Below are 21,380 nucleotides of genomic sequence, written 5' to 3'. Positions count from 1 at the left end.
TAAAATAACCGCTCCCGGCTGGCCCTTCGATTTATCGTAAAATGATTTTGCGTTGATCACTACTTCTTCCTGGGAAAAACCGGCAGTGGCGATCCCTGATAAAATGAAAACCATGAAATACCTTTTAACGGTACGAAAACATCCGGCTAAAAGCCTGCGATGAAACAGATTCATTTTAAGCATACGCATTATTTTAAAGTTTATCGTGATGGTAATTTATTTGCGGCCTGTTTTTTTGCAGCCTCATAATTATAAAACCATTTAAAGGTTTTATCAAAAGGTTCTGCCTTTACCCGGTTATACCAGCCTTCATACAGTTTCTGCAATTTTCGCGCAACCCGGGGATTGGTTTTAGAAAGGTCATGCAGCTCGGTGCGGTCGTTTTCAATATCATATAACTGCCAGGTTTCTGTATTTTCTGAAACCAGCTTCCACCTGCCATCACGTACTGCCTTGTTGCCTTCATGTTCCCAGAAGATCGGGTTTTTCCTTTTCACGGACCGGCCTGTGAATGCGGGTTTCAGGCTCACACCCACGTAAGGAATGATTGTATTGCCATTATATGCAGCGGGATACCGGGCATGCGATAAATCCAACAAGGTGGGCATTATGTCCGTAATATGCGCCGGCTGGCGTTCGATGCTCCCGTTTCTTGATGAGGGGATTCCTGCGGGCCACGACACAATAGCCGGCGAAGAGATGCCGCCTTCATGGGTTTGATGCTTGTATGACCAGAAAGGCGAGCAGGATGCTTCCGCCCAGCCCTGCCCTAAATAAACGGCAGAGGAAGAAGAACCAGGCAGTGCGCCTTCATAGCGCGCTTCCGGCCCGGGCTCGGCATTGCCGCCATTATCGGAAACAAAAAGTATAACCGTGTTATCAAATATTTCCCGCTTTTTCAAGCCTGATACCAAATCGCCAATGCTTTTATCCAGGTGCGCAACAACGGCTGCATAAATGGCCATTATATCATCAAATTTTTGCTTGTCTTTTGCATTGAGTGTGTCCCAGTCCGGCACGTTGGGGTTAATGGGGGAGAGGTCCCATTTTGGGTCAATCAGGCCCAATTGTATTTGTTTCTTATAGCGCTCTTCCCGCAGCTTTTCCCAGCCGTTTACATATTTACCCCTGAACTTTTGGATTTCTTCCTGTGGCGCCTGCAAAGGAAAATGGGGCGCGTTATACGCGAGGTACAATAAAAACGGCTTTTTTTCCTGTAAGGCAGTATCAATAAAGCGTAAACTGTAATCCGTCCATAAATCGGTGGTGTACCAGTGTGCAGGCAATATGGAAGTATCATTGCAAAGCTGCCTGCCGTTTAAAAAAACTTTGGCGTTAGGGGCGTCCCAGTAATAATAACCGCCGGCAGGGGCGTTAAGCGACTGGTCAAACCCGCGTTTGGAAGGGATAACGCCGTGTTCCTGCCCCACATGCCATTTGCCCACCATTGCTGTAAAATACCCCGCGCTTTTTAAAGCTTCCCCAATGGTGACAACATTATTATTCAACTGCCCCCTGTATGCAGGATGATCCGGCCCTTTATCTTCCGTCATGTGGCCCACGCCTGCCTGGTGGGAGTACACACCGGTTAATAAAGCGGCCCTTGAAGGACAGCACCTGGCTGTATTATAAAAGTTAGAAAAGCGGACGCCGTTCTTTGCCAGTGCATCCAGGTTGGGCGTGGGAATTTCACTTCCATAACAGCCGAGATCGGCATAGCCCAAATCATCTGCAAGAATAACGATGATATTGGGCTGTTTGGAAGACTGAGCGAAAGTCAGGGTGCATAACAAAAGAGCAATGCTAAAGACTGGTAACTTTTTTTTCATTCGTACAAGTTTGTTTTTTAATGGCCTCATGGAACGCCCTGATGTACATTCCCCTGTGTGAAAAAAACATTTTGCATGGACGTTTCATTCGTACATATTTGTTTTTCAGTTGTCTCATGCCTGTCCCGAACTTGCTTCGGGAGAACCTCGCTATGTACATTCCCCTCCCGAAGCTGGTTCGGGACAGGTGGTGTGAGAAAAAATTATCATGCTCGGTTTCATTCGTACAAGTTTGATTTTTCAATGGTCTCACGGAACGCCTTAATATACATTCCCCTGTGAGTGAAACATTTTACATGGGCGTTTCATTCGTACAAGTTTGAATTTTTTAATTAGGCCAGATGGAAGGAACGCCGCATATACCTGCCTCGCCGGCAGGCATTTCCCTCCCGAATCTGGTTCGGGACAGGCTGGGTGAGAAGAAATTACCATGCTCCGTTTCATCCCGTTTATTTTAAATGAACCTGTTTATATTTTTAATAATCCCCGGGGGGGGGTTAAAACCCCCGGGGATTGCCTTTATACGCTATGCGCCGCCAATGTTTTTGGATTCATATCCACCCCTAAACCGGGACGGCCGTTAACCGTAATATAGCCATCAATAAATGCTTCGGCAGGCTGAACAAGCTCAGCCCTCCATGGCACTTCACCAAATGCATACTCCAGGATGCTGAAATTTGGCAGTGTTGCAACCACCTGCACGCTTGCCGCTGTGGATACGGGCCCGCCCGGATTGTGGGGTGCAATAGCAATTCCCTCAAGATTGGCAAGCGCGGCAATATTTTTGAGCTCTAAAATCCCGCCGCAATATTTCACATCAGGCATTAAGATATCCAGGGCTTTTTCTTTTACCAGGGGATAGAATCCTGCTGCTCCAAATATTGATTCTCCGCCCGCAGTAGCCCTTGCTGTTGAATCAGAAATAACTTTCGTCTCTTTAATATAATGCTCCGGGTCCACCGGTTCCTCGAACCAGAATAGGTTTAAAGGTTCCACCCGTTTGGCAACTTCCACGCCAAGCCTTTCATCAAGATGGCTGTGCACGTCAACCAGTAAATCAATATCACCGCCAATGGTTTTCCTGACCAGGCCCAAACAATTTACAGCATGGTTAATATCGTCGGCTATCTGCTGTTCAGAAGAACCGGCAAGCGGGCGCATTTCATCAAAAGGAGCCATTTTTATGGCTTTAAACCCTGCCTTTAATGCGCTTTCTGCGTTCTTTTGAAAAGCATAGGCAGGCCTGCGCCCATTACTGTCCCGGTCATTGGTTGCCCTGTTAATGTTGGCATACACCTTTATTTTGTCCCTGATCTTGCCGCCGAGCAAAGAATACACCGGCGCTCCCAGTGCTTTGCCCTGTATATCCCACAGGGCCTGCTCTATGGCAGAAAAAGCGGTGTGCGAAAGCCGGGACGTTTTTTTCTTTAAAAGCTCAAATCCCTTTTCCCTGTAGCGAACTATGGCAAAAGGAGATTCATTCTTCGCAATTTCATAAAACGCCTTTATCTCATCCCGTACCAGCTGCTGTTCGGCTGCGGTTATGGTTTTCACACCCTGCGACGCTTCTCCAAAGCCGGTTAACCCTTTATTGGTAGCAAGTTCCAGTATAACCCAGTTGCCACGGGAATTTACTTTTATAATATGCACCTTCAGGCCGCTTATTTTCAACGATTCATCTGCTGCAGCACCTGCCGTTCCGGCCAGGCCCGCAGGCAGCATAAAAGGCAGTAAAGCGGCAAGCGATGAAGACTGTATAAAATCCCGCCGGCCTTTATGTGTTCTGTTCATACATAGTTTCTTTTGAAAGAAGCGTTATGAATTTTTGTTATACGCACATCCGTTATTCATTTACAGTTACAGGCTATGCCCAACATCAGTCATTAAAATTCTTATGCACTTTGCCCTGGTAAATATCATCCCAGCCAATAATGGGGTAGATATTGTTTTCTTTGGCCTCTTTTTCAAACAAAGCCTGCAGCGCTTTTAATTTTTCAGGATACTTTTTTGCGAGATCAATCCTTTCATTAAAATCAGTGTTCAGGTTATACAGTTCCCACACATCATTGTATTTTTTGATTAAGGCAGAATCTTTATCGCGCAGAAAATCTATTTGCGTGGGATGATGGAAAACACCGGCTTTCCAGCCATCGTGATAAATAGCCCTTGAACCAAAAATGGCATAGTACTGCGTTACATGCTTTGACGGCGCGGCTTTATCATTAACTGTGTAGTATAGTGAAATACCCTGTAAAGGATCCTGTTTTACCGAACGTATGGTTGCAGGGGCAGGCTCATGAATAAAATCGAGCGTGGTTGGCAGCAGGTCTATTACATGGCCATATTGATTGCGGGTACCGCTTTCTTTTATTTTATCAGGATAAAAAATGATTAGCGGGGTATGGGTTGCGCCTTCTGCATTGGCATCGTTCTTCCAGTATTTAAAAGGTGTATTGGCGGCCTGCGACCAGCCAATCGGGTAACTGGTGCTGTGGCCTTCAGGCGTGCCGATCAAATCAATGTTGGCAAGATTTTCTTTAAAGAAATCTCCCTGGTAATTCCTGATGGGGTTCTTATTGACGGACCCATAAAAACCACCTTCTTTTGTAGCGCCGTTATCGCCGATAATGACAAAGAACAATGTATTGTTTAGCTGGTTAATGCTTTTGAGATAATTAACCACCCTGCCTATTTCATAGTCAGTAAAAGTGAGGTAGCCTGCATATACTTCCATAAACCTTGCGTACAGCCTTTTTTCATCTGCATTGAGCGTGTTCCAGGCAGGCACATTTTCATTTCTTTCCGGCAGCTTTGCATCAGCGGGTATGACACCCAGTTTAATTTGATTGGCGATTGTTTTTTCCCTGTACACATCCCAGCCTTCATCAAATTTACCTTTGTACATATACCGCCATTGAGCATCTATCTGGTGCGGCGTATGGGTAGCGGCGGGCGCATAATACAAAAAGAAGGGTTTATCCGGTGCAGCCTTTTTTTGTTTTTCAATATAGGAAATAGCCTTGTCTGTTATCTGCTCGCTCAAATGCCTGCCATCCGGTTTAATGTGCGTATTATCTTCAACAAGATTGGGCTTATACTGGTCGGTAGCAGATTCGAGAAAGCCAAAGAAATGCTCAAAGCCTTTACCTGCAGGCCAGCGGTCGAAAGGCCCGGCATCCGTAGCCTCTTCATCCGGCGTTAGGCCGTATTTACCCACTGCAAATGTGTTATAGCCATAATCTCTTAATATCTCTGCAATGGTTCCGTCTTTGGAAGGTATTCTGCCAAACCATCCGGGAAAACCGGCTGAATTGTTTTTATGGGAAAACCCGCCTTCCGTTACATAATGATGGTTGCGTCCGGTGAGCAGGGCGGCGCGGGTGGGCGCACAAATGCCTGCATCGTGAAAGTTTGTATAGCGCAAGCCATTATTGGCTAAACTATCCAAAGTTGGCGTAGGTATCAATCCGCCAAAAGCAGAAGCAGCGCCAAAGCCCACATCATCCAGTAATATCCAGACAATATTTGGGGCGCCTTCCGGCGCCTTTACTGTTTTGGGCCACCATTCCGTTGACGCTGCCAGGGTTTTACCTGCTTTACCCTGGTATGGCTGTTCATTCTCCTGTGCTGCAGCCGGTTGCCAGGCCATAAATATTATTGCTGGCAACAGGAATCCTTGTTTAACAATAGATATCACCTTCATCCTTTACATTTTTTCTCTTCCGGTTATTGAATCGGACCTTGTTTATCGCTTCCATTTGGATGATGAATCAGCTTATTATTAACATCATACCTGTCAATCAATGGATACAGGTGGTTTTTTTCCGCCTGCTCATCGAAGAGCTTTTTAAGCTCTACTAGTTTTTCGGGATATTTTTTTGACAGGTCAATGCGCTCGTTAAAATCTTCATTAAGGTTATACAAAGCCCATACATCATCATCGTAACTTACTTTTTCCGGTTTTTTGCCCTGTGCAAAATTGAAATCGAATACATCGGGCTTATGGGCAGCTCCGGCCTTCCAGCCATCGAAATAAATAGCCCGGTTACCAAAAATGTAATAGTGCTGTATCTTATGCCTTGATGGCGCTTTGGCATCGTTAACAGAATAGGCAAGGGAAGTGCCCTGAATACTATCCTGCTTTACACTGCGTATATATTGCGGCGCTTTAATGCCAAGCAGTTCAAGCGTGGTGGGCAGTATATCAATTACATGCCCGTATTGGTTACGCAGGCCGCCTTTTTCTTTAATGCCTTTGGGATAATAAATGATTAAAGGGTTGTGGGTGCCGCCTTCTGAATTAGCATCCTGCTTCCAGTCTTTAAAAGGCGTATTAGCTGCCTGCGCCCAGCCAACAGGATAATTTACGCGGCTGTTGGGCGTGCCAATGGAATCAATCAATTCAAGGTTCTTTTTAAAATACTCCGCCTCGGAGCTTTGGGCGGCATTATTTTTTCCGGGTTGTATTACGCCTTCGGTAGTGCCTTCTTTACTGGCGCCGTTATCGCCAATAATTACATAAATTAAGGTGTTCTCTTCCAGGTTATGCTCGCGCAAATAATTCACTAATCTTCCTATCTGGTAATCAGTATAAGTTAAATAACCGGCATACACTTCAAAGAATCTTGCAAAAAGCCTTTTCTCATCTGCAGATAAGCTGTTCCATGCTTTTACATGTTCGTTCCTTTCGGTTAATTGCGCGTAAGCGGGCACCACGCCCAGCTTTTTCTGGTTAGCCAGCACTTTTTCGCGATACACATCCCAGCCTTCATCGAATTTGCCTTTATACTGGTCGCTCCAGTATTTGTCCACCTGGTGCGGCGCATGGGTTGCAGCCGGTGCGTAGTACAGAAAGAAAGGTTTATCCGGCGCCACTTTCTTTTGCCGGTCAATATAGGCTATCGCTTTATCTGTTATCTGCTCGTTTAAATGCCTGCCGTCGGGCGTAACATGTGCATTATCTTCCACGAGGTCCGGCTTATACTGGTCAGTTGCCGAGCCCAGGAAGCCAAAGAAATGTTCGAATCCTTTGCCGGAAGGCCATCGGTCAAAAGGCCCGGCATCCGTAGCATCTTCATCCGGCGTCAGGCCGTATTTTCCTACGGCAAAAGTATTATAGCCATTGTCGCGCAATATTTCGGCAATTGTACCGGCAGAAGAAGGTATTCTGCCATCCCATCCGGGAAAACCGGCAGAAGAACCAATATGTGAGAAGCCACCCTCGTGCACAAAATGGCTGTTGCGGCCGGTTAATAAGGCGGAGCGGGTGGGGGCGCATATAGCTGTTGTATGAAAGTTTGTATATCGCAGGCCGTTATTGGCAAGGCGATCCAGGGCAGGCGTGCTGATCAATCCGCCAAATGCGCTGCTGGCGCCAAAACCCACATCGTCCAAAAGGATAAGCACAACATTGGGCGCGCCTGCCGGCGCTTTGGGAACCGGCGCCCACCACTCTTTTGATTCTGCCAGGGTTTTGCCTATTGTGCCTTTAAAAGCAGTATCTGTTTGCGCCTGCATTTTTAAATGGGCGCCGGCAATGATCCCCCAAAATAAAATATATCTTTTCATATATTACACTTTTGAAACAGATACCATGAAGCTTGTTTAAAATCACTCTATATTGAACCGCATGCCTGCCCGGAGGGCAGGCATGCGGTTGATTTTTTTATGTTTAAACAAGTTCATTGATCCATATAAAATTATTACCACCCGGTATTTTGGGTAAGCAATGGATTATTGTCTATTTCCGTTTGGGGTATTGGATACAGATAATGTTTTGCTGCTACATTGGTTTTACCAACGGTTTGCAGGCTGGTAATAAGTATGCCGCTGCCGCTGGCATCTTTCTCCCTGATCAGGTCAAACCAGCGCTGGTATTCATACGATAATTCAAGCCGGCGTTCCAGGTAAACAGAATCCCTGAACTGAGCCTGGGTTAAACCGGAAAGATCAGACAGGCCGGCCCTTTCACGCACCCTGTTCAGGGATGCATAAGCTTTAGCGGTGGGGCCGTTCACCTCATTTTCAGCTTCCGCATGTATCAGCAAAATCTCTGAATACCGCAGTATGGTAACATTGGTGGATGACTGGTAAGAATTGGCGGCATAATCGGGATCCCACCATTTATTCCAGAAAGGCGTGGAATCATTAACTACAGCGGGATTGCTTAAAGCCAGCCCATATTGATTTGAATTGGTAGGGCTGGTAAAAGAACGAACGAATGTAACATCCCTTCTCGTGTCTGCCGGGTTGTATATTTTATAAATGCTGTAATAATCATCATCCCCTTTTGTATAGTATCTCACCATGTGGGCGTAATTGCCGCTTAGGCCGGGAATGGAGGTATAAATGGCCCTGTAGGTTTCAGCATTAGTCTGGCCGTTAGCGTTGGCCAGCATCTGGGCGGAAAAAAGATGCTCCACCCCGTTTTCATAAGCCGGCAGGAAAACATGCGAATAATCCTCAAAAAGATCATATCCATACGTTCCTGTGCCGCCGTCTGATGCAGACAATACTTCTTCTGCTTCTGAAATGGCATTCTCATAGTATGCTGTTTCATTTAAAGGAAGGGAAGCGCGGATTAAATACACTTTCGCCAACAGCCCTTTGGCAGCGCCGGCAGTGGCCCGGCCCACGTCCGGCGAGCTATACGAATCAGGCAGGAGGCTGGCGGCATCGGAAAGGTCCGATATGATTTGGTCATACACGGAATCCGATGATGTCCTGGGCCTGTAATATGCAGAGGCCAGGACATCCGACTGGTATTCTGTTACCAGCGGCACATCGCCAAACAGCCTTACCAGGTTGAAATAAAAAAGCGCCCTTAAGAACTTGGCTTCCCCTGTCAGCCTGTTCTTTAATGTTTCGTCGCTAAATGTTATGTCAGGTATCTTATACAAAACAATATTGGCCTTTCTGATAGCCGCATAATGCTGCTGCCAGATCTCATACACACGCTGGTTACTTGCGTTGTGGGACAAAACAGACAGGGAACGCACGTCGCCATTGGTGGCGCCCGGCCCCGGGTCTTCATCGTCGCCTGCCATATCCATGCCGGTGTTAAATAAAGTATTGTACGGCGACTGAACGGAAGAAGTATTCAGGTGGTAATAAATGGCGTCCACCGCAGCCTCCGCATCGCTTTCCGTATTATAATACTGATCTTCGGTTAAAAAAGATTCAGGGGTTTCTTCTAAAAACTTTTTGCATGATAGTATGCCTGCCGTCAGGGCAAAAAATATAAAAAAAGCAATTAAATATTTCATTCGTACAAGTTTTATTTTTCAATAGTCTCATGGAACCTCGCTATGTACATTCTTCCTCCCGAAGCTGGTTCGGGACAGGTTGTGTGAGAAGAATTACCATGCCCGGTTTCATCTGTTTATTTTTTATGTTAGAAAGTAGCAGTTAACCCTGCCTGGTAAGATTTGGTGTTAGGATACACGGCGTTATCAACTCCTTTATTAATTAAAGTCTGGCCATTTCTGCTCACTTCCGGATCATATCCGGAATATTTGGTCCATGTGAAGGGGTTTTGCGCAGATATATAGACGTTGAGCGATTTTATTATCCTGGCGCCGGATAAAACGGATTCAGGAAATGAATAGCTCAACGAGATATTCTTCAGCCTGTAATAGGTGGCGCTTTCTATAAACCTGTCGGCCAGCGTTATAGCCGGGTTTTGGTAAGCCCGTTTAACATCGGTATTGGTATTGGTTGGCGTCCACCTGTTCAGCATCACTTTAGACCCGTTGGTATATCCGGTACCTAATTCTAACTGAGCCTCATTCTGGTTATATATTTTGCCGCCCACCGAGGCATAGAAAAAAGCGGAAAGGGTAAACCCTTTATAGCTGATCTCATTGGTGAGCCCGGCCGTGAACTTCAGCTTATTGTCAATTATAATCCTGTCGGCTGTGGTGATAGCGCCATCACCGTCAATATCTTTATACTGTTGCGCCCCTACCGCCACATCTGCTGAGGGCGTAAGCGGGGTTTCGCCTTCCTGTATCAGGCCATCTGTTTTATATACAATAAAAGAGCCTATAGGGTGCCCGACCGCAGCTATTGACGGATCGGCGCTGGAAGGTATGTATTCGGTTACGCCCGGGGTAAGGCTTAATACCTTGTTGGTATTCGTTGAAAATATCCCCATCGTTTTCCAGGTAACTGCGCCATCTATATTCAGGGTGGTTATGCTAAAATCAAAGCCTTTGTTGATGATGGCACCGATATTCTGGAATGTGGTGGAAGTTTGATTATTGCTAAGATCTGCCAGTCCCGATGTTCCGGACACGGTTCCTGTTAAAAGCAGGTCCGTTGTTTTCTTGCTGTAATAATCGGCGGTTATGGCAATCCTGTCGTTGAACAAGCTGATGTCTAACCCGCCGTCAAGCTGAAATGTTTTTTCCCAGCTTAACGTTTTGTTGGTAACAGAACTGGGCGCATAACCAACTACCGTGGTGCTGGAGAAGTTATATACGTAAGTTTCCAAATCGGCAAGAGACTGGTACGGGTCTATGCCCTGGTTTCCCGTGCTGCCTAAGCTGAACCTGAGCTTTAAATTATTAATATTTTTGACGTTTTTGAAAAAATCTTCTTTGCTTATGTTCCATCCTGCAGCTGCCGACGGAAAATATCCCCACTTATGGCCTTCGCCAAATTTAGAAGACCCATCAGCCCTTAAAGAAGCCGTTAAAAGATACTTGCTGTCATATATATAGTTAAACCTGCCCAAAAAAGATGACAGCGCCCATTCGCTTGCAGAAGAGGAAGGCGTTCCCGCTGTAGTAGCAGAACCTAAATCATTATACGTAAGCTCGTCAAAGCTGAAACCGTAAGAGTTGGCCGTATAACCTTTCGATTTTGACTGTTGCGCAGTAAAACCGGCCACCGCGTCAATATGCCCTTTTCTACCCAATGTGCCCTGATAGCTTATCGTATTTTCGTTAAGCCAGTCAGCCGTAAATTTTGAGCCGATGGTGGCATTTCCATCGGTGGAAGCCCCTTCATAGGTAGTACTTGGATAGTACAGGTTTTCCTTGTTATCAATTATATCTGTGCCCAGCAATACCTTGGCCTTCAATCCCGGCAGCAGCGTATATTCCCCGGAAATATTCCCGAGCAGCCGGTTGGTAATGGATTCATTCGTTACATTGTAAAGCGTATTGATAGGATTGGCATATACTGTTTCAAACGGGCTGTTAACCACAAAAGAGCCATCATCCTGGTATATTGGCAATGAAGGCGGTGTAAATAAAAGCCCCTGTATAATGGAATTGGGCGCTATATCGCCGGTTGCCCTTGTGGCGACAATGCTGGCGTTAAGCCTGAAGTTTGCGCTATATTGATGATCAATATTAACCCTTGAAGACAGGCGCTTGTAGCCGGAATTTATAATTACCCCTTCCTGCTGCAGGTAATTGCCCGATATGGCAATGCTGGTTTTTTCCGATCCGGTTAATATGGATATGCTATGGCTTTGCATGGGAGCCGTTTGAAAAGCGGCAGCCTGCCAGTCTGTACCCTCCCCGCTGGTATCTAAGCTATACCCGCTCACGGTGGGCAACGTCACAGTTGTGCCCGAATTGGTAGCCGCGTCTTCTCTTAAATCCCACCATTCTTTGGCATTTAACAAGGGCAGCGTTCTTATAACCTTCTGAATGCCGTAATATCCATCGTAATTGATGGAGGATTTATTTCTTGAGCCCTTTTTTGTGGTGATGATAACCACACCGTTAGCCCCTCTTGAACCGTAAATAGCCGTTGCAGAGGCATCTTTTAATACATCTATTGATGCTATATCGCTTGGGTTTAAGGTGGACAGCGGGTTTAAATTAGGGCCTACCGCCACACCCGAATTGGTAACACCGTAGCTGTTATTAACAGGAAAACCATCAATTACGTACAGGGGGTCGCTGCTGGCATTAATGGAATTGCTGCCCCTGATCTGCACGCTGACGCCGCCGCCGGGCTGGCCGGATGTTTGGGTAACCACCACACCCGAAACCGACCCCTGTAATAAACGTTCTGCCGAGGCAACCGGCTGGTTTTTTACAACCGAAGGAACGGAAGCTATGGAACCTGTCAGGTCGGTTCTTTTCTGTGTTCCATAGCCTATGGCTACCACTTCGGTTAACTGGTTGGCGGCTTCTGCCAGTTGAATATTGATCAGATCGCCCGAAGCCAATACTTCCTTAGACTGATAACCCACATAACTTACAACCAGTGTAAGCGGCAATTCTTGAGCGGTTAATAATTTAAACTCGCCCTTTTGATCGGTAGTGGTACCATTTGTAATGCCCTTAATCTGGATAGAAACACCGCTTAATCCCTGCCGTGTAGCGCTATCTGTTATCCTGCCTTTTATAACTGTATTGATAACCGGGTTTTGGCTGTAACCGCGAAGATGAAAAAACAATGAGAACAGAAAAGTGATGGAAAAAACAAAGTTAAATTGACCTGATACAAAAACTGGTTTCTTACTTCGGTGAAGTAACGATTTTAGAAAATGCATAAATTTGATAAGATTTAAATGTTAGAGTGAACCAGACCAACGCCAATTGAATTCTGGTTCATTAATTTAAGCTGGAGCCGTTGTTGGTAAAACAATGGCTTTTTTCTATTGAATTATGGAATAATGGTACAACTGTGCGTGAAGCACATACATCGGAATGAATATGTAAGCAGAGTATGCATAGTTTTGAATCTCATGTTGTTGCTTGCTTATGTTTTGCCTGGCGCGAAAGTAAAGCATTTATTTATTATTTTAAATAATTCCTATAGAATTAATAGGAATTATTTAAAATACTGCTTGCGAAATCAATCTTCCGGAAGCTGTTTAAGCAGACTATTACCCCAATTGCGGGCTTTTATAATTAATTATAATGCGCAAGGGATAAATTAGTGAATAATGTTTCTTTTGTCAGACCTCACCCCCAACCCCTCCCGAATGGTCGGGACAAGTTCGCCAAAGGAGAGGGGAGCTAAAACCGAACAACACAAAATCACTTTTTTACACCTTGCAGCGTATATATTATGATGCCTGAATTGTATGAGAGCTGATGGCCGCTTTTATTATTTGTTATTTATTGATGGTATTGCTCATCCGAAACTTTCTCCATCCAGTCAACCACTTTTCCATGCAGGTTTTCCTGTATGGCGATATGCGTCATACCCGTTGTGGCTGTTGCGCCATGCCAGTGCTTTTCGTTTGCTTCAAACCAAACTATATCTCCGGGATGAATTTCTTCAACAGGGCCGCCTTCCTTCTGCACCCGGCCACAGCCTGCCGTTACAATTAATGTTTGCCCCAGCGGGTGTGTATGCCAGGCTGTTCTTGCACCGGGCTCAAATGTAACGGAGGCGGCCGCTGCGCGCCTTGCACCATTTGGCTGAAACAAGGGGTCAATGCGCACTGCGCCTGTAAACCAGTCTTCCGGCCCCTTGCCGGAAGGTTGCGACCCCACTCTTGTTATTTCCATGATATTGAATTTAAACCGATGTTATATTAATTATACGCTGCCGTATTCTAAGTGAATTGAGTGGTAAGTTATGGGCCCTCACGATTCCACTCAGCCTTAACTGACCACTTTTTATTTTTAGATTATTGCACTACCTCCTGAAATTTACAGCGAGTCATTTTGAAGCTGTTTGTTTTATGTTATCAAAAAAGGGCCGCTTAAAAAAGCGTCTTTTTAAGCAGGCATCTATTCTGCTGATAAGACAAATTTATTTGCCTGTTCTTTCCTGCAAATGCTGCGGATACCATGCGCCGCGCACTTCAACAGTGGCAACAGCACCGTTCATTTCTTTAAAATTATCATCACTTAAATTGATGGAAGCAGCGCCTGCATTTTCTTCCAGGCGGTGCATTTTCGTTGTACAGGGAAGAGGAACGATCCACGGTTTTTGCGCCGGTAACGCTTTGCCCGGCAGGCTAAACAGCAAGCGCAACACCGTTGTCATTCAGGTTTGATATCTTAAACCTGGCTGCAAAGGCCCGCATACGCTGCAGCACGGAGGATATTTCGTTCTGCCTGTGTTGCGGCAAATAATCATGCAGGCTTATCTCATGCGTGAAGTAAACATCAGAATCAATAATTTCTTTAGGTGTCCTGCCCGAAAAAACTTTTATGTACAGCATCAGGATGCCTTTGATAATGCTGCTGTCGCTATCTCCTGCATAATAAACTTTGCCGTCTTTATAAGCAGCATCCAGCCATATCCTCGACCGGGTGAGCCTGATCATTTTATCATCCGTTCTTTCCACCGTTGTAGCGGCAGGAAACGATGTGCCCAAATTTGCAAAATGCCTCAAATACCTGAATTTGCTTTTAACCTGGCCAATGATGGCATCAAACTCTTCAACGATCTTGTCCTGAACTTTGTTTAGATGCATAATAACAGTTTTTAAGCGTTACAAAATATAATTTAGCATACAGTGTTAATCCTTCTTATCTGCAATGATCAGTGCAGATGGAATATCTGACAGCCATAAACTTTTTGATTCCACTAATTTCTTCCAGCTATCCAGGCTGGTAAGCATAAGGTGGTATTGTTTCAGCAATTCCTTTTTCACCACCCGCTCGTTATATAGCCTTATGTGGTTAGGCGCTATCTGTTCAATGGCCCGGATGCGTTCCCTGGCAACAGCATTGTTTTTTACAATGCCTGATGCATCGGAAATAGTTACCTGGGCGCCGGTATTGTGTATCAGTTTCTGCGCATAATCAATAAGCATAATATCACTGTCATCAACCACAGGAATTAAAACCTGCTCAATGGCCTGCAGGCCCTTATCAATTAAAATGCCTACCGGTACCTGCGATTTTGAAATGATCTGCCTTGTATGTTCATCAAATGGCGCTGCATCAAAAATGTTGTCTTTACCGGTAACGGTGTTCAATAACGTTTCGGGATTAATAATGCGCGTGGTATAGCCGAGCAGCCTGCCTAAAAAACTGCCTTCATATATGGATTCGCGCAGGTTAATCAGCAACAGGTCGTAGTCGCCTTTATTGGCCACGTTGGTTATTTCACTGTCTATGTCTGTAGATGCTTTAAACAGCGTAATGATCTTCCTGTTAAGGCTGATGGATTCATCCACTACCGGTTTAAATGTTTTTGTTTCATATTCTTCCGTATCGTAATAGTGCAGTTCATTTACCGGGGATAGATGCAGCGCTGTAAGCGAGGCATTGCCGTCTAGTTTATGGGTAAATGCATGGGCCAGCCTCAGCAGGCTTTTGCCTGGTTTGGGCTGATCGAATGAGAACAGTATTTTATACTTGCTTATTTCTTTAAGCTCCAAAGGCATTTCCTGCGGTTTGGATTTGAATATCCAGTTAATAAGGTCAAGCGCCGGCCCGGTCATGAAAGTGGTTATGAGGGCCATTAATACCATTATTGAAAAAATTCCGGGGGTTAAAACGCCCAGGTCGTAACCAATATTCAGCACTACCAGCTCCATCAGGCCTCTTGTGTTCATGAGTATGCCTAAAGAAAGACTGTCTTTCCAGCTTTGGCCAACAAATTTGGCAGCGAGAGCGCTTCCCAAAAACTTGCCGGCAACAGCTATAATAATAATCAGCCCGGTAAGCTTCCAAAGCCCGGGATCATTTAATAAGCCCACCTGTGTTCTTAAACCTGTAAACACAAAAAACAAAGGCAGCAATATTATCAGCGCCACATCTTCTACCTTTTCTATAAACAGGTTGCGAAACTTTACGTTATCGGGCATGATGGCGCCGGCCATAAAGGCGCCAAATAAGGCATGAATACCAATGCTCTCGGTAATACAGGCTGAAACAATAAGCGTAAGAAAAAATATGGCAACAATCGGCTTCGTTAAGCTTTCTTTGGAGTTGTAGATATTACCTATGCGTGACAGGAAAGGGCGGATCACTTTTATCATAAACAGTACATAGGCAGCTGCCAGGATGATGGTATATAACGAGCTTACGAAAGAACCGGCTTTTGTAATGGCTATAACCGCAGCAAGTATGCACCAGGCGGTAATATCATCGGCAGCCGCGCAGGTAATGGCAACCGTGCCCAGCTTTGTTCTTCCCAAGCCGCGTTCCTGCACAATTCTTGCCAGCACCGGAAATGCTGTAATGCTCATGGCAATGCCTATGAATAAGGCGAAAGATAAAAACTGCACCGTTTCAGGCGCAAAGGAATGGTAGATGAAGTAAGCTAAACCCACGCCCAGTGCAAACGGGAAAATGATGCTCGCATGGCTGATAACAATAGCTTCCCGGGTTTTTTTCCTGAACACTTTAAGGTCTAATTCCATGCCTACAATAAACATGAAAAGAATTAAGCCGATCTGGCTGAGGAATTGCAGGTTGCCCAATGACTGCCTGGGGAAAAGAACTGCGGAAACGTCAGGAAAATACAGGCCCAGCAGCGAAGGCCCCAGCACTATGCCGGCTATCATTTCGCCCACCACGGTTGGCTGGCCGATTTTTGTGCATATCCATCCAAAAAACTTAGCGGCAAGTATAATGGCAACTATCTGTATAAGCAAAAGCGTAAGCGGGTGGGCGAGGTTTTGCGTAAGCGATTCTGTAAATTCAATCCATTCCCCTTTTACGGAAGAAGGGACCACTATAGGCCGTCCCTGTTCCAGTTTTGTGCCACGGGAAATAATCCGGTAAATAAGCAGTGAAAACCCGCCGATCGTACCAACATAAAAAGCCGTGTACTTAAATTTACGCATCAATCTTCTTATTCAGTTGTCTTAAAATACAATCACAATCAGCAAGCTGATTTGCCTTAACCTTGCCGGTTTGCGGGCTGCGCCAACGCGAATATGCAATCACAAGAGGAAATTTAAAACGCATTGCATATAAAGCCCCTATAAATGTAATGAGGCGGGGAAAAAATGTAATAAGATCAAAGCCTTACTTTTTGAATAAAGTCTTTTTTATAAGCCTCGCTCAATGTAAGCCTTAAAGTGCCGCCCTGTGCTGAAGGGATATTGGTGGTAATCTCATCAGCAGAAAAGACCTGCACCGTTTTCAATGAGATCATTTCTTTTTTATTCACCCTTACAAATTCATCGTGCGGCAACAGGCCCTGCAGTTTTTCAAATGAAATGTTTTTCAGCGTGATGATTGTTTGGTCATACAGCAATGCCACCTTATCGCGGCTGTCTATGTCTGATGCTTTAATGTAGCAGAGATTGTTAAAGTAAACCAGGGCTTTGCCCTTGTCTGTGTTAAGCTGAATGAATTGCGTTCTTGCGGTTTTGTTTTCCAGCCGGTTTTTTATTTTATGCACGGCCTGCCGCAGCCTTTCTTTTTTTACGGGCTTTCTTACATAATCCACCGCATCAAGGTCGAAGGCTTCGGCCGCATATTCTTTATATGCGGTAATAAAAATCACGGGCTTTTCATGCAGCATGCCGGCCACCTGCAAACCATTCATTGCCGGCATTTCAATATCAAGGATGCAGAAATCAAATTCAAGCGCCGGCAATTCCTGTACCAGCAGCTTCGGGTTATTAAAAGCTTTCGCCACTTCTATTTCCGGCAGTTGCTCACACAGCATTTTCAGGTAAGTTAACCCGGGCAACTCATCATCGAGCAGCAAGCATTTCAGTTTTGTGTTCAAGCAGATTGATTTTTAAATGTGCAATATGAACGTCATTTTCTATAAACCGCTCAAGTTTAAAATGGTTTTTATAAATGATGCGCAGGCGTTGTTCCAGCGTAGCGGCGCCTATGCCGCCTTTCTCTTTTTCAATAGGTGTTTTTGTTGATATTTTGTTTGACACGGTAAGGGCAAACTGATCGTTTTTAAATTCGAATATGATGGAGATAAAAGCATCTGCACTTTGAAGATCGGCGTGCTTAAAAGCATTCTCAATAAGGTCTATGGAAATGAGCGGCGCCAGTAAGCGCTGCTGGTATAGCGGCTCCGTTTCATCAATTTTTGTTTTTACCTTAAGCTCAAAAAGCGGGCTTAATTTTATTTTATTGACCTCGATGAGGCTTAATGCAAATTCAATTTCATCTTTTGGCGTAACAAGCTTATTCCGGCTTTCATACAAAATATAATCGAGCACGTTGCTTAATTTTTCCAGGGCAAAATAGGTTTGATAGGCATGCGATTGTATAGAATTAAGAATGTTTTTAAACAAATGCGGGTTCAGCCTCGATTCAAGGGTTTCAAGCTGCAATGCATTCACCTGTTTTTCTGTCTGCTGAAACCTGTTTTCAATTTCACCCCTTCTCCGTTCTGCTTTTACCAATCTTGCCATGAGATAGGCAATCACAGCCAGCAGCAATATGCCTGCTGCCATCAGCATGTATAAGAGATATACCGGTATAGTTAATGTGCGCATCAATACTGTTTAACAGCGCTAAATTAGAAAGAATAGCCGTATGCCTGCATGGAAACAGAACAGGTTCCTGTTCTGCTGCCTTCCGGCTGCTTTCAAACTTTGTTTTGATGATCTTTGAATACAACCCATCGGTTCGGGTTTGGGCGCGGTAACGGGTTGTGATTTGCTTTCAAACTTTGTTTTGATGATCTTTGAATACAACAAGGCACGGTTGCAATTATTTGCTTTCCCAGTTGTGATTTGCTTTCAAACTTTGTTTTGATGATCTTTGAATACAACTCTACTTTTTCCCGGGCTACAGATTAGGCAGTTGTGATTTGCTTTCAAACTTTGTTTTGATGATCTTTGAATACAACCAATTGGTTGGTAAGTGCAGCGCTGCGGATGTTGTGATTTGCTTTCAAACTTTGTTTTGATGATCTTTGAATACAACATCTTCCGTACATTAAAGGCGAAGCGGATTGTTGTGATTTGCTTTCAAACTTTGTTTTGATGATCTTTGAATACAACAACTATGCCTTTTAAGTTATCTGCCCGGTTGTTGTGATTTGCTTTCAAACTTTGTTTTGATGATCTTTGAATACAACAAGGTGCGCGCATTAACGAGCGCACAGGTGGTTGTGATTTGCTTTCAAACTTTGTTTTGATGATCTTTGAATACAACCTTCATCATTTATTATCAGCAACGTTTCCCGTTGTGATTTGCTTTCAAACTTTGTTTTGATGATCTTTGAATACAACCATATCCATACTTAAACCGGTAGGCAGATTGTTGTGATTTGCTTTCAAACTTTGTTTTGATGATCTTTGAATACAACTTAACGCAATCTACTATTTATAATCTACTTGTTGTGATTTGCTTTCAAACTTTGTTTTGATGATCTTTGAATACAACCTATATAGTGCGGCGTGCCTGTCGTTTTTGTTGTGATTTGCTTTCAAACTTTGTTTTGATGATCTTTGAATACAACTTTCAGAAACATTAAGTTGAGAGAAGTATGTTGTGATTTGCTTTCAAACTTTGTTTTGATGATCTTTGAATACAACCTACTATGTAAACCCTTCAATAAATGACACGTTGTGATTTGCTTTCAAACTTTGTTTTGATGATCTTTGAATACAACTTTTTCATAATCAGGCATTGGCGCAACACGTTGTGATTTGCTTTCAAACTTTGTTTTGATGATCTTTGAATACAACTAAAATTCTTGCTCTCCCTGCCTGAAGAACGTTGTGATTTGCTTTCAAACTTTGTTTTGATGATCTTTGAATACAACGCAATGCGCCATTTACGTCTTTCATCTTACGTTGTGATTTGCTTTCAAACTTTGTTTTGATGATCTTTGAATACAACAGGTTAAGCAGGAAGTAGCGGCAGCATTAGTTGTGATTTGCTTTCAAACTTTGTTTTGATGATCTTTGAATACAACTTCTTGCTTGCGTTAAAAAAGTTTAGCCACGTTGTGATTTGCTTTCAAACTTTGTTTTGATGATCTTTGAATACAACCCTTTTCATAATTTGGCATTGGAGCTATACGTTGTGATTTGCTTTCAAACTTTGTTTTGATGATCTTTGAATACAACCAAGCTGCTGACATGCTGCTTGAAACTTCGTTGTGATTTGCTTTCAAACTTTGTTTTGATGATCTTTGAATACAACAAATGACCTCAACAGGCTCCGCGCCTGGGAGTTGTGATTTGCTTTCAAACTTTGTTTTGATGATCTTTGAATACAACTAAATATCGGCATGAAGATGGAAAATATCGTTGTGATTTGCTTTCAAACTTTGTTTTGATGATCTTTGAATACAACTCTCGGAATAGGCGCCCAGTCGCTCATCAAGTTGTGATTTGCTTTCAAACTTTGTTTTGATGATCTTTGAATACAACTCCTTTCCAGGCGCTTCACGCGCTTATCAAGTTGTGATTTGCTTTCAAACTTTGTTTTGATGATCTTTGAATACAACCCTCTGACAGAGATGGGAGAACCTGACTATGTTGTGATTTGCTTTCAAACTTTGTTTTGATGATCTTTGAATACAACTGGCCGATACCAGCGCGCATACAAAGCCCAGTTGTGATTTGCTTTCAAACTTTGTTTTGATGATCTTTGAATACAACAAAGAAGTCTTGAAGTATATAATATCCATAGTTGTGATTTGCTTTCAAACTTTGTTTTGATGATCTTTGAATACAACGTATGCCTACCTTTTTCATATTGTTTATTTGTTGTGATTTGCTTTCAAACTTTGTTTTGATGATCTTTGAATACAACATATGATTAAGCACCGAACTAAGGTCTGTTGTTGTGATTTGCTTTCAAACTTTGTTTTGATGATCTTTGAATACAACTTAATTAATCTAAAGCCAGGCATAATGCCTGTTGTGATTTGCTTTCAAACTTTGTTTTGATGATCTTTGAATACAACTTGTATATAAACTGGATTTTGTCTCAAAAGTTGTGATTTGCTTTCAAACTTTGTTTTGATGATCTTTGAATACAACTTACGGACGGGTGTGTTAATTTACCGTCTTGTTGTGATTTGCTTTCAAACTTTGTTTTGATGATCTTTGAATACAACGGCCAGGTGCGGCGTTGCCGAATATGCAGAGTTGTGATTTGCTTTCAAACTTTGTTTTGATGATCTTTGAATACAACGCATGGATTAAAGATACCGCTTGGCAAAGAGTTGTGATTTGCTTTCAAACTTTGTTTTGATGATCTTTGAATACAACCCCATTCCCATGTATCCACATGCTTAGAAAGTTGTGATTTGCTTTCAAACTTTGTTTTGATGATCTTTGAATACAACCTCCCGACATGGTATAAGGCTGTAAATCATGTTGTGATTTGCTTTCAAACTTTGTTTTGATGATCTTTGAATACAACTCTCCCCAGCTGTTTTGAAAGATAAAAACAGTTGTGATTTGCTTTCAAACTTTGTTTTGATGATCTTTGAATACAACCTGCTATGCTGGCTGACGAACATGTACTCAGTTGTGATTTGCTTTCAAACTTTGTTTTGATGATCTTTGAATACAACCATATTCGACAATCAGAAGAAAGCATTTTAGTTGTGATTTGCTTTCAAACTTTGTTTTGATGATCTTTGAATACAACCAAGCTGCTGACATGCTGCTTGAAACTTCGTTGTGATTTGCTTTCAAACTTTGTTTTGATGATCTTTGAATACAAC

Annotated in this window: 12 protein-coding genes and 1 CRISPR repeat array; all 12 genes read right to left on the bottom strand. The window is 43.6% G+C overall.

Features of this window, described 5'->3' with window-relative positions; translation table 11 throughout:
• Positions 1-200: 200 nt before the first annotated feature.
• Positions 201-1,829 carry an arylsulfatase gene (locus tag QM629_RS15750; protein ID WP_415160848.1) on the bottom strand — a complete coding sequence of 543 codons (1,629 nt, stop codon included), beginning with the start codon at positions 1,827-1,829 and terminating at the stop codon, positions 201-203.
• Positions 1,830-2,348: 519 nt separating this feature from the next.
• Complete coding sequence (locus QM629_RS15745; RefSeq protein ID WP_415160847.1) at positions 2,349-3,620, bottom strand: mandelate racemase/muconate lactonizing enzyme family protein; 1,272 nt, start codon at positions 3,618-3,620, stop codon at positions 2,349-2,351.
• A gap of 85 nt (positions 3,621-3,705) precedes the next feature.
• Positions 3,706-5,496 (bottom strand): arylsulfatase, encoded by a 1,791-nt coding sequence (locus tag QM629_RS15740; protein WP_415160846.1) that lies wholly within the window; start codon positions 5,494-5,496, stop codon positions 3,706-3,708.
• Between the two features lie 59 nt (positions 5,497-5,555).
• Positions 5,556-7,397, bottom strand: coding sequence for an arylsulfatase (locus QM629_RS15735; RefSeq protein WP_415160845.1), 1,842 nt, complete (start codon positions 7,395-7,397; stop codon positions 5,556-5,558).
• A 134-nt stretch (positions 7,398-7,531) separates the two neighbouring features.
• The gene (locus QM629_RS15730; RefSeq protein WP_415160844.1) at positions 7,532-9,094 is read right to left on the bottom strand and encodes a RagB/SusD family nutrient uptake outer membrane protein; all 1,563 of its coding nucleotides are present in this window, start codon (positions 9,092-9,094) and stop codon (positions 7,532-7,534) included.
• Between the two features lie 128 nt (positions 9,095-9,222).
• A complete protein-coding gene (locus QM629_RS15725) occupies positions 9,223-12,249 on the bottom strand; it encodes a SusC/RagA family TonB-linked outer membrane protein (RefSeq protein WP_415160843.1) in 3,027 nt (1,008 codons plus the stop codon).
• A 667-nt stretch (positions 12,250-12,916) separates the two neighbouring features.
• Positions 12,917-13,312 carry a cupin domain-containing protein gene (locus tag QM629_RS15720; protein WP_415160842.1) on the bottom strand — a complete coding sequence of 132 codons (396 nt, stop codon included), beginning with the start codon at positions 13,310-13,312 and terminating at the stop codon, positions 12,917-12,919.
• Positions 13,313-13,559: 247 nt separating this feature from the next.
• Positions 13,560-13,796: a hypothetical protein gene (locus tag QM629_RS15715; RefSeq protein ID WP_415160841.1), complete on the bottom strand. Its 237-nt coding sequence runs from the start codon at positions 13,794-13,796 to the stop codon at positions 13,560-13,562.
• On the bottom strand, positions 13,768-14,229 hold the full coding sequence (locus QM629_RS15710) for a SufE family protein (protein WP_415160840.1): 462 nt from the start codon (positions 14,227-14,229) through the stop codon (positions 13,768-13,770). The genes QM629_RS15715 and QM629_RS15710 overlap by 29 nt, the downstream gene beginning before the upstream one ends.
• 45 nt (positions 14,230-14,274) lie before the next feature.
• Positions 14,275-16,554, bottom strand: a complete 2,280-nt coding sequence (locus QM629_RS15705) for a cation:proton antiporter (protein ID WP_415160839.1) — start codon at positions 16,552-16,554, stop codon at positions 14,275-14,277.
• 176 nt (positions 16,555-16,730) lie between these two features.
• Positions 16,731-17,450: a LytR/AlgR family response regulator transcription factor gene (locus tag QM629_RS15700; protein WP_415160838.1), complete on the bottom strand. Its 720-nt coding sequence runs from the start codon at positions 17,448-17,450 to the stop codon at positions 16,731-16,733.
• Positions 17,416-18,183: a sensor histidine kinase gene (locus QM629_RS15695; RefSeq protein ID WP_415160837.1), complete on the bottom strand. Its 768-nt coding sequence runs from the start codon at positions 18,181-18,183 to the stop codon at positions 17,416-17,418. The genes QM629_RS15700 and QM629_RS15695 overlap by 35 nt, the downstream gene beginning before the upstream one ends.
• Before the next feature lie 78 nt (positions 18,184-18,261).
• Positions 18,262-21,380: direct repeats of the CRISPR family, unit length 47 nt; unit sequence GTTGTGATTTGCTTTCAAACTTTGTTTTGATGATCTTTGAATACAAC.

The organism is Parafilimonas sp. (genome assembly GCF_047606085.1).
Lineage (GTDB): Bacteria > Bacteroidota > Bacteroidia > Chitinophagales > Chitinophagaceae > Parafilimonas.
Note: the sequence above shows the minus strand (reverse complement) of the source record. Positions and strands in the feature narration are given on the sequence as shown.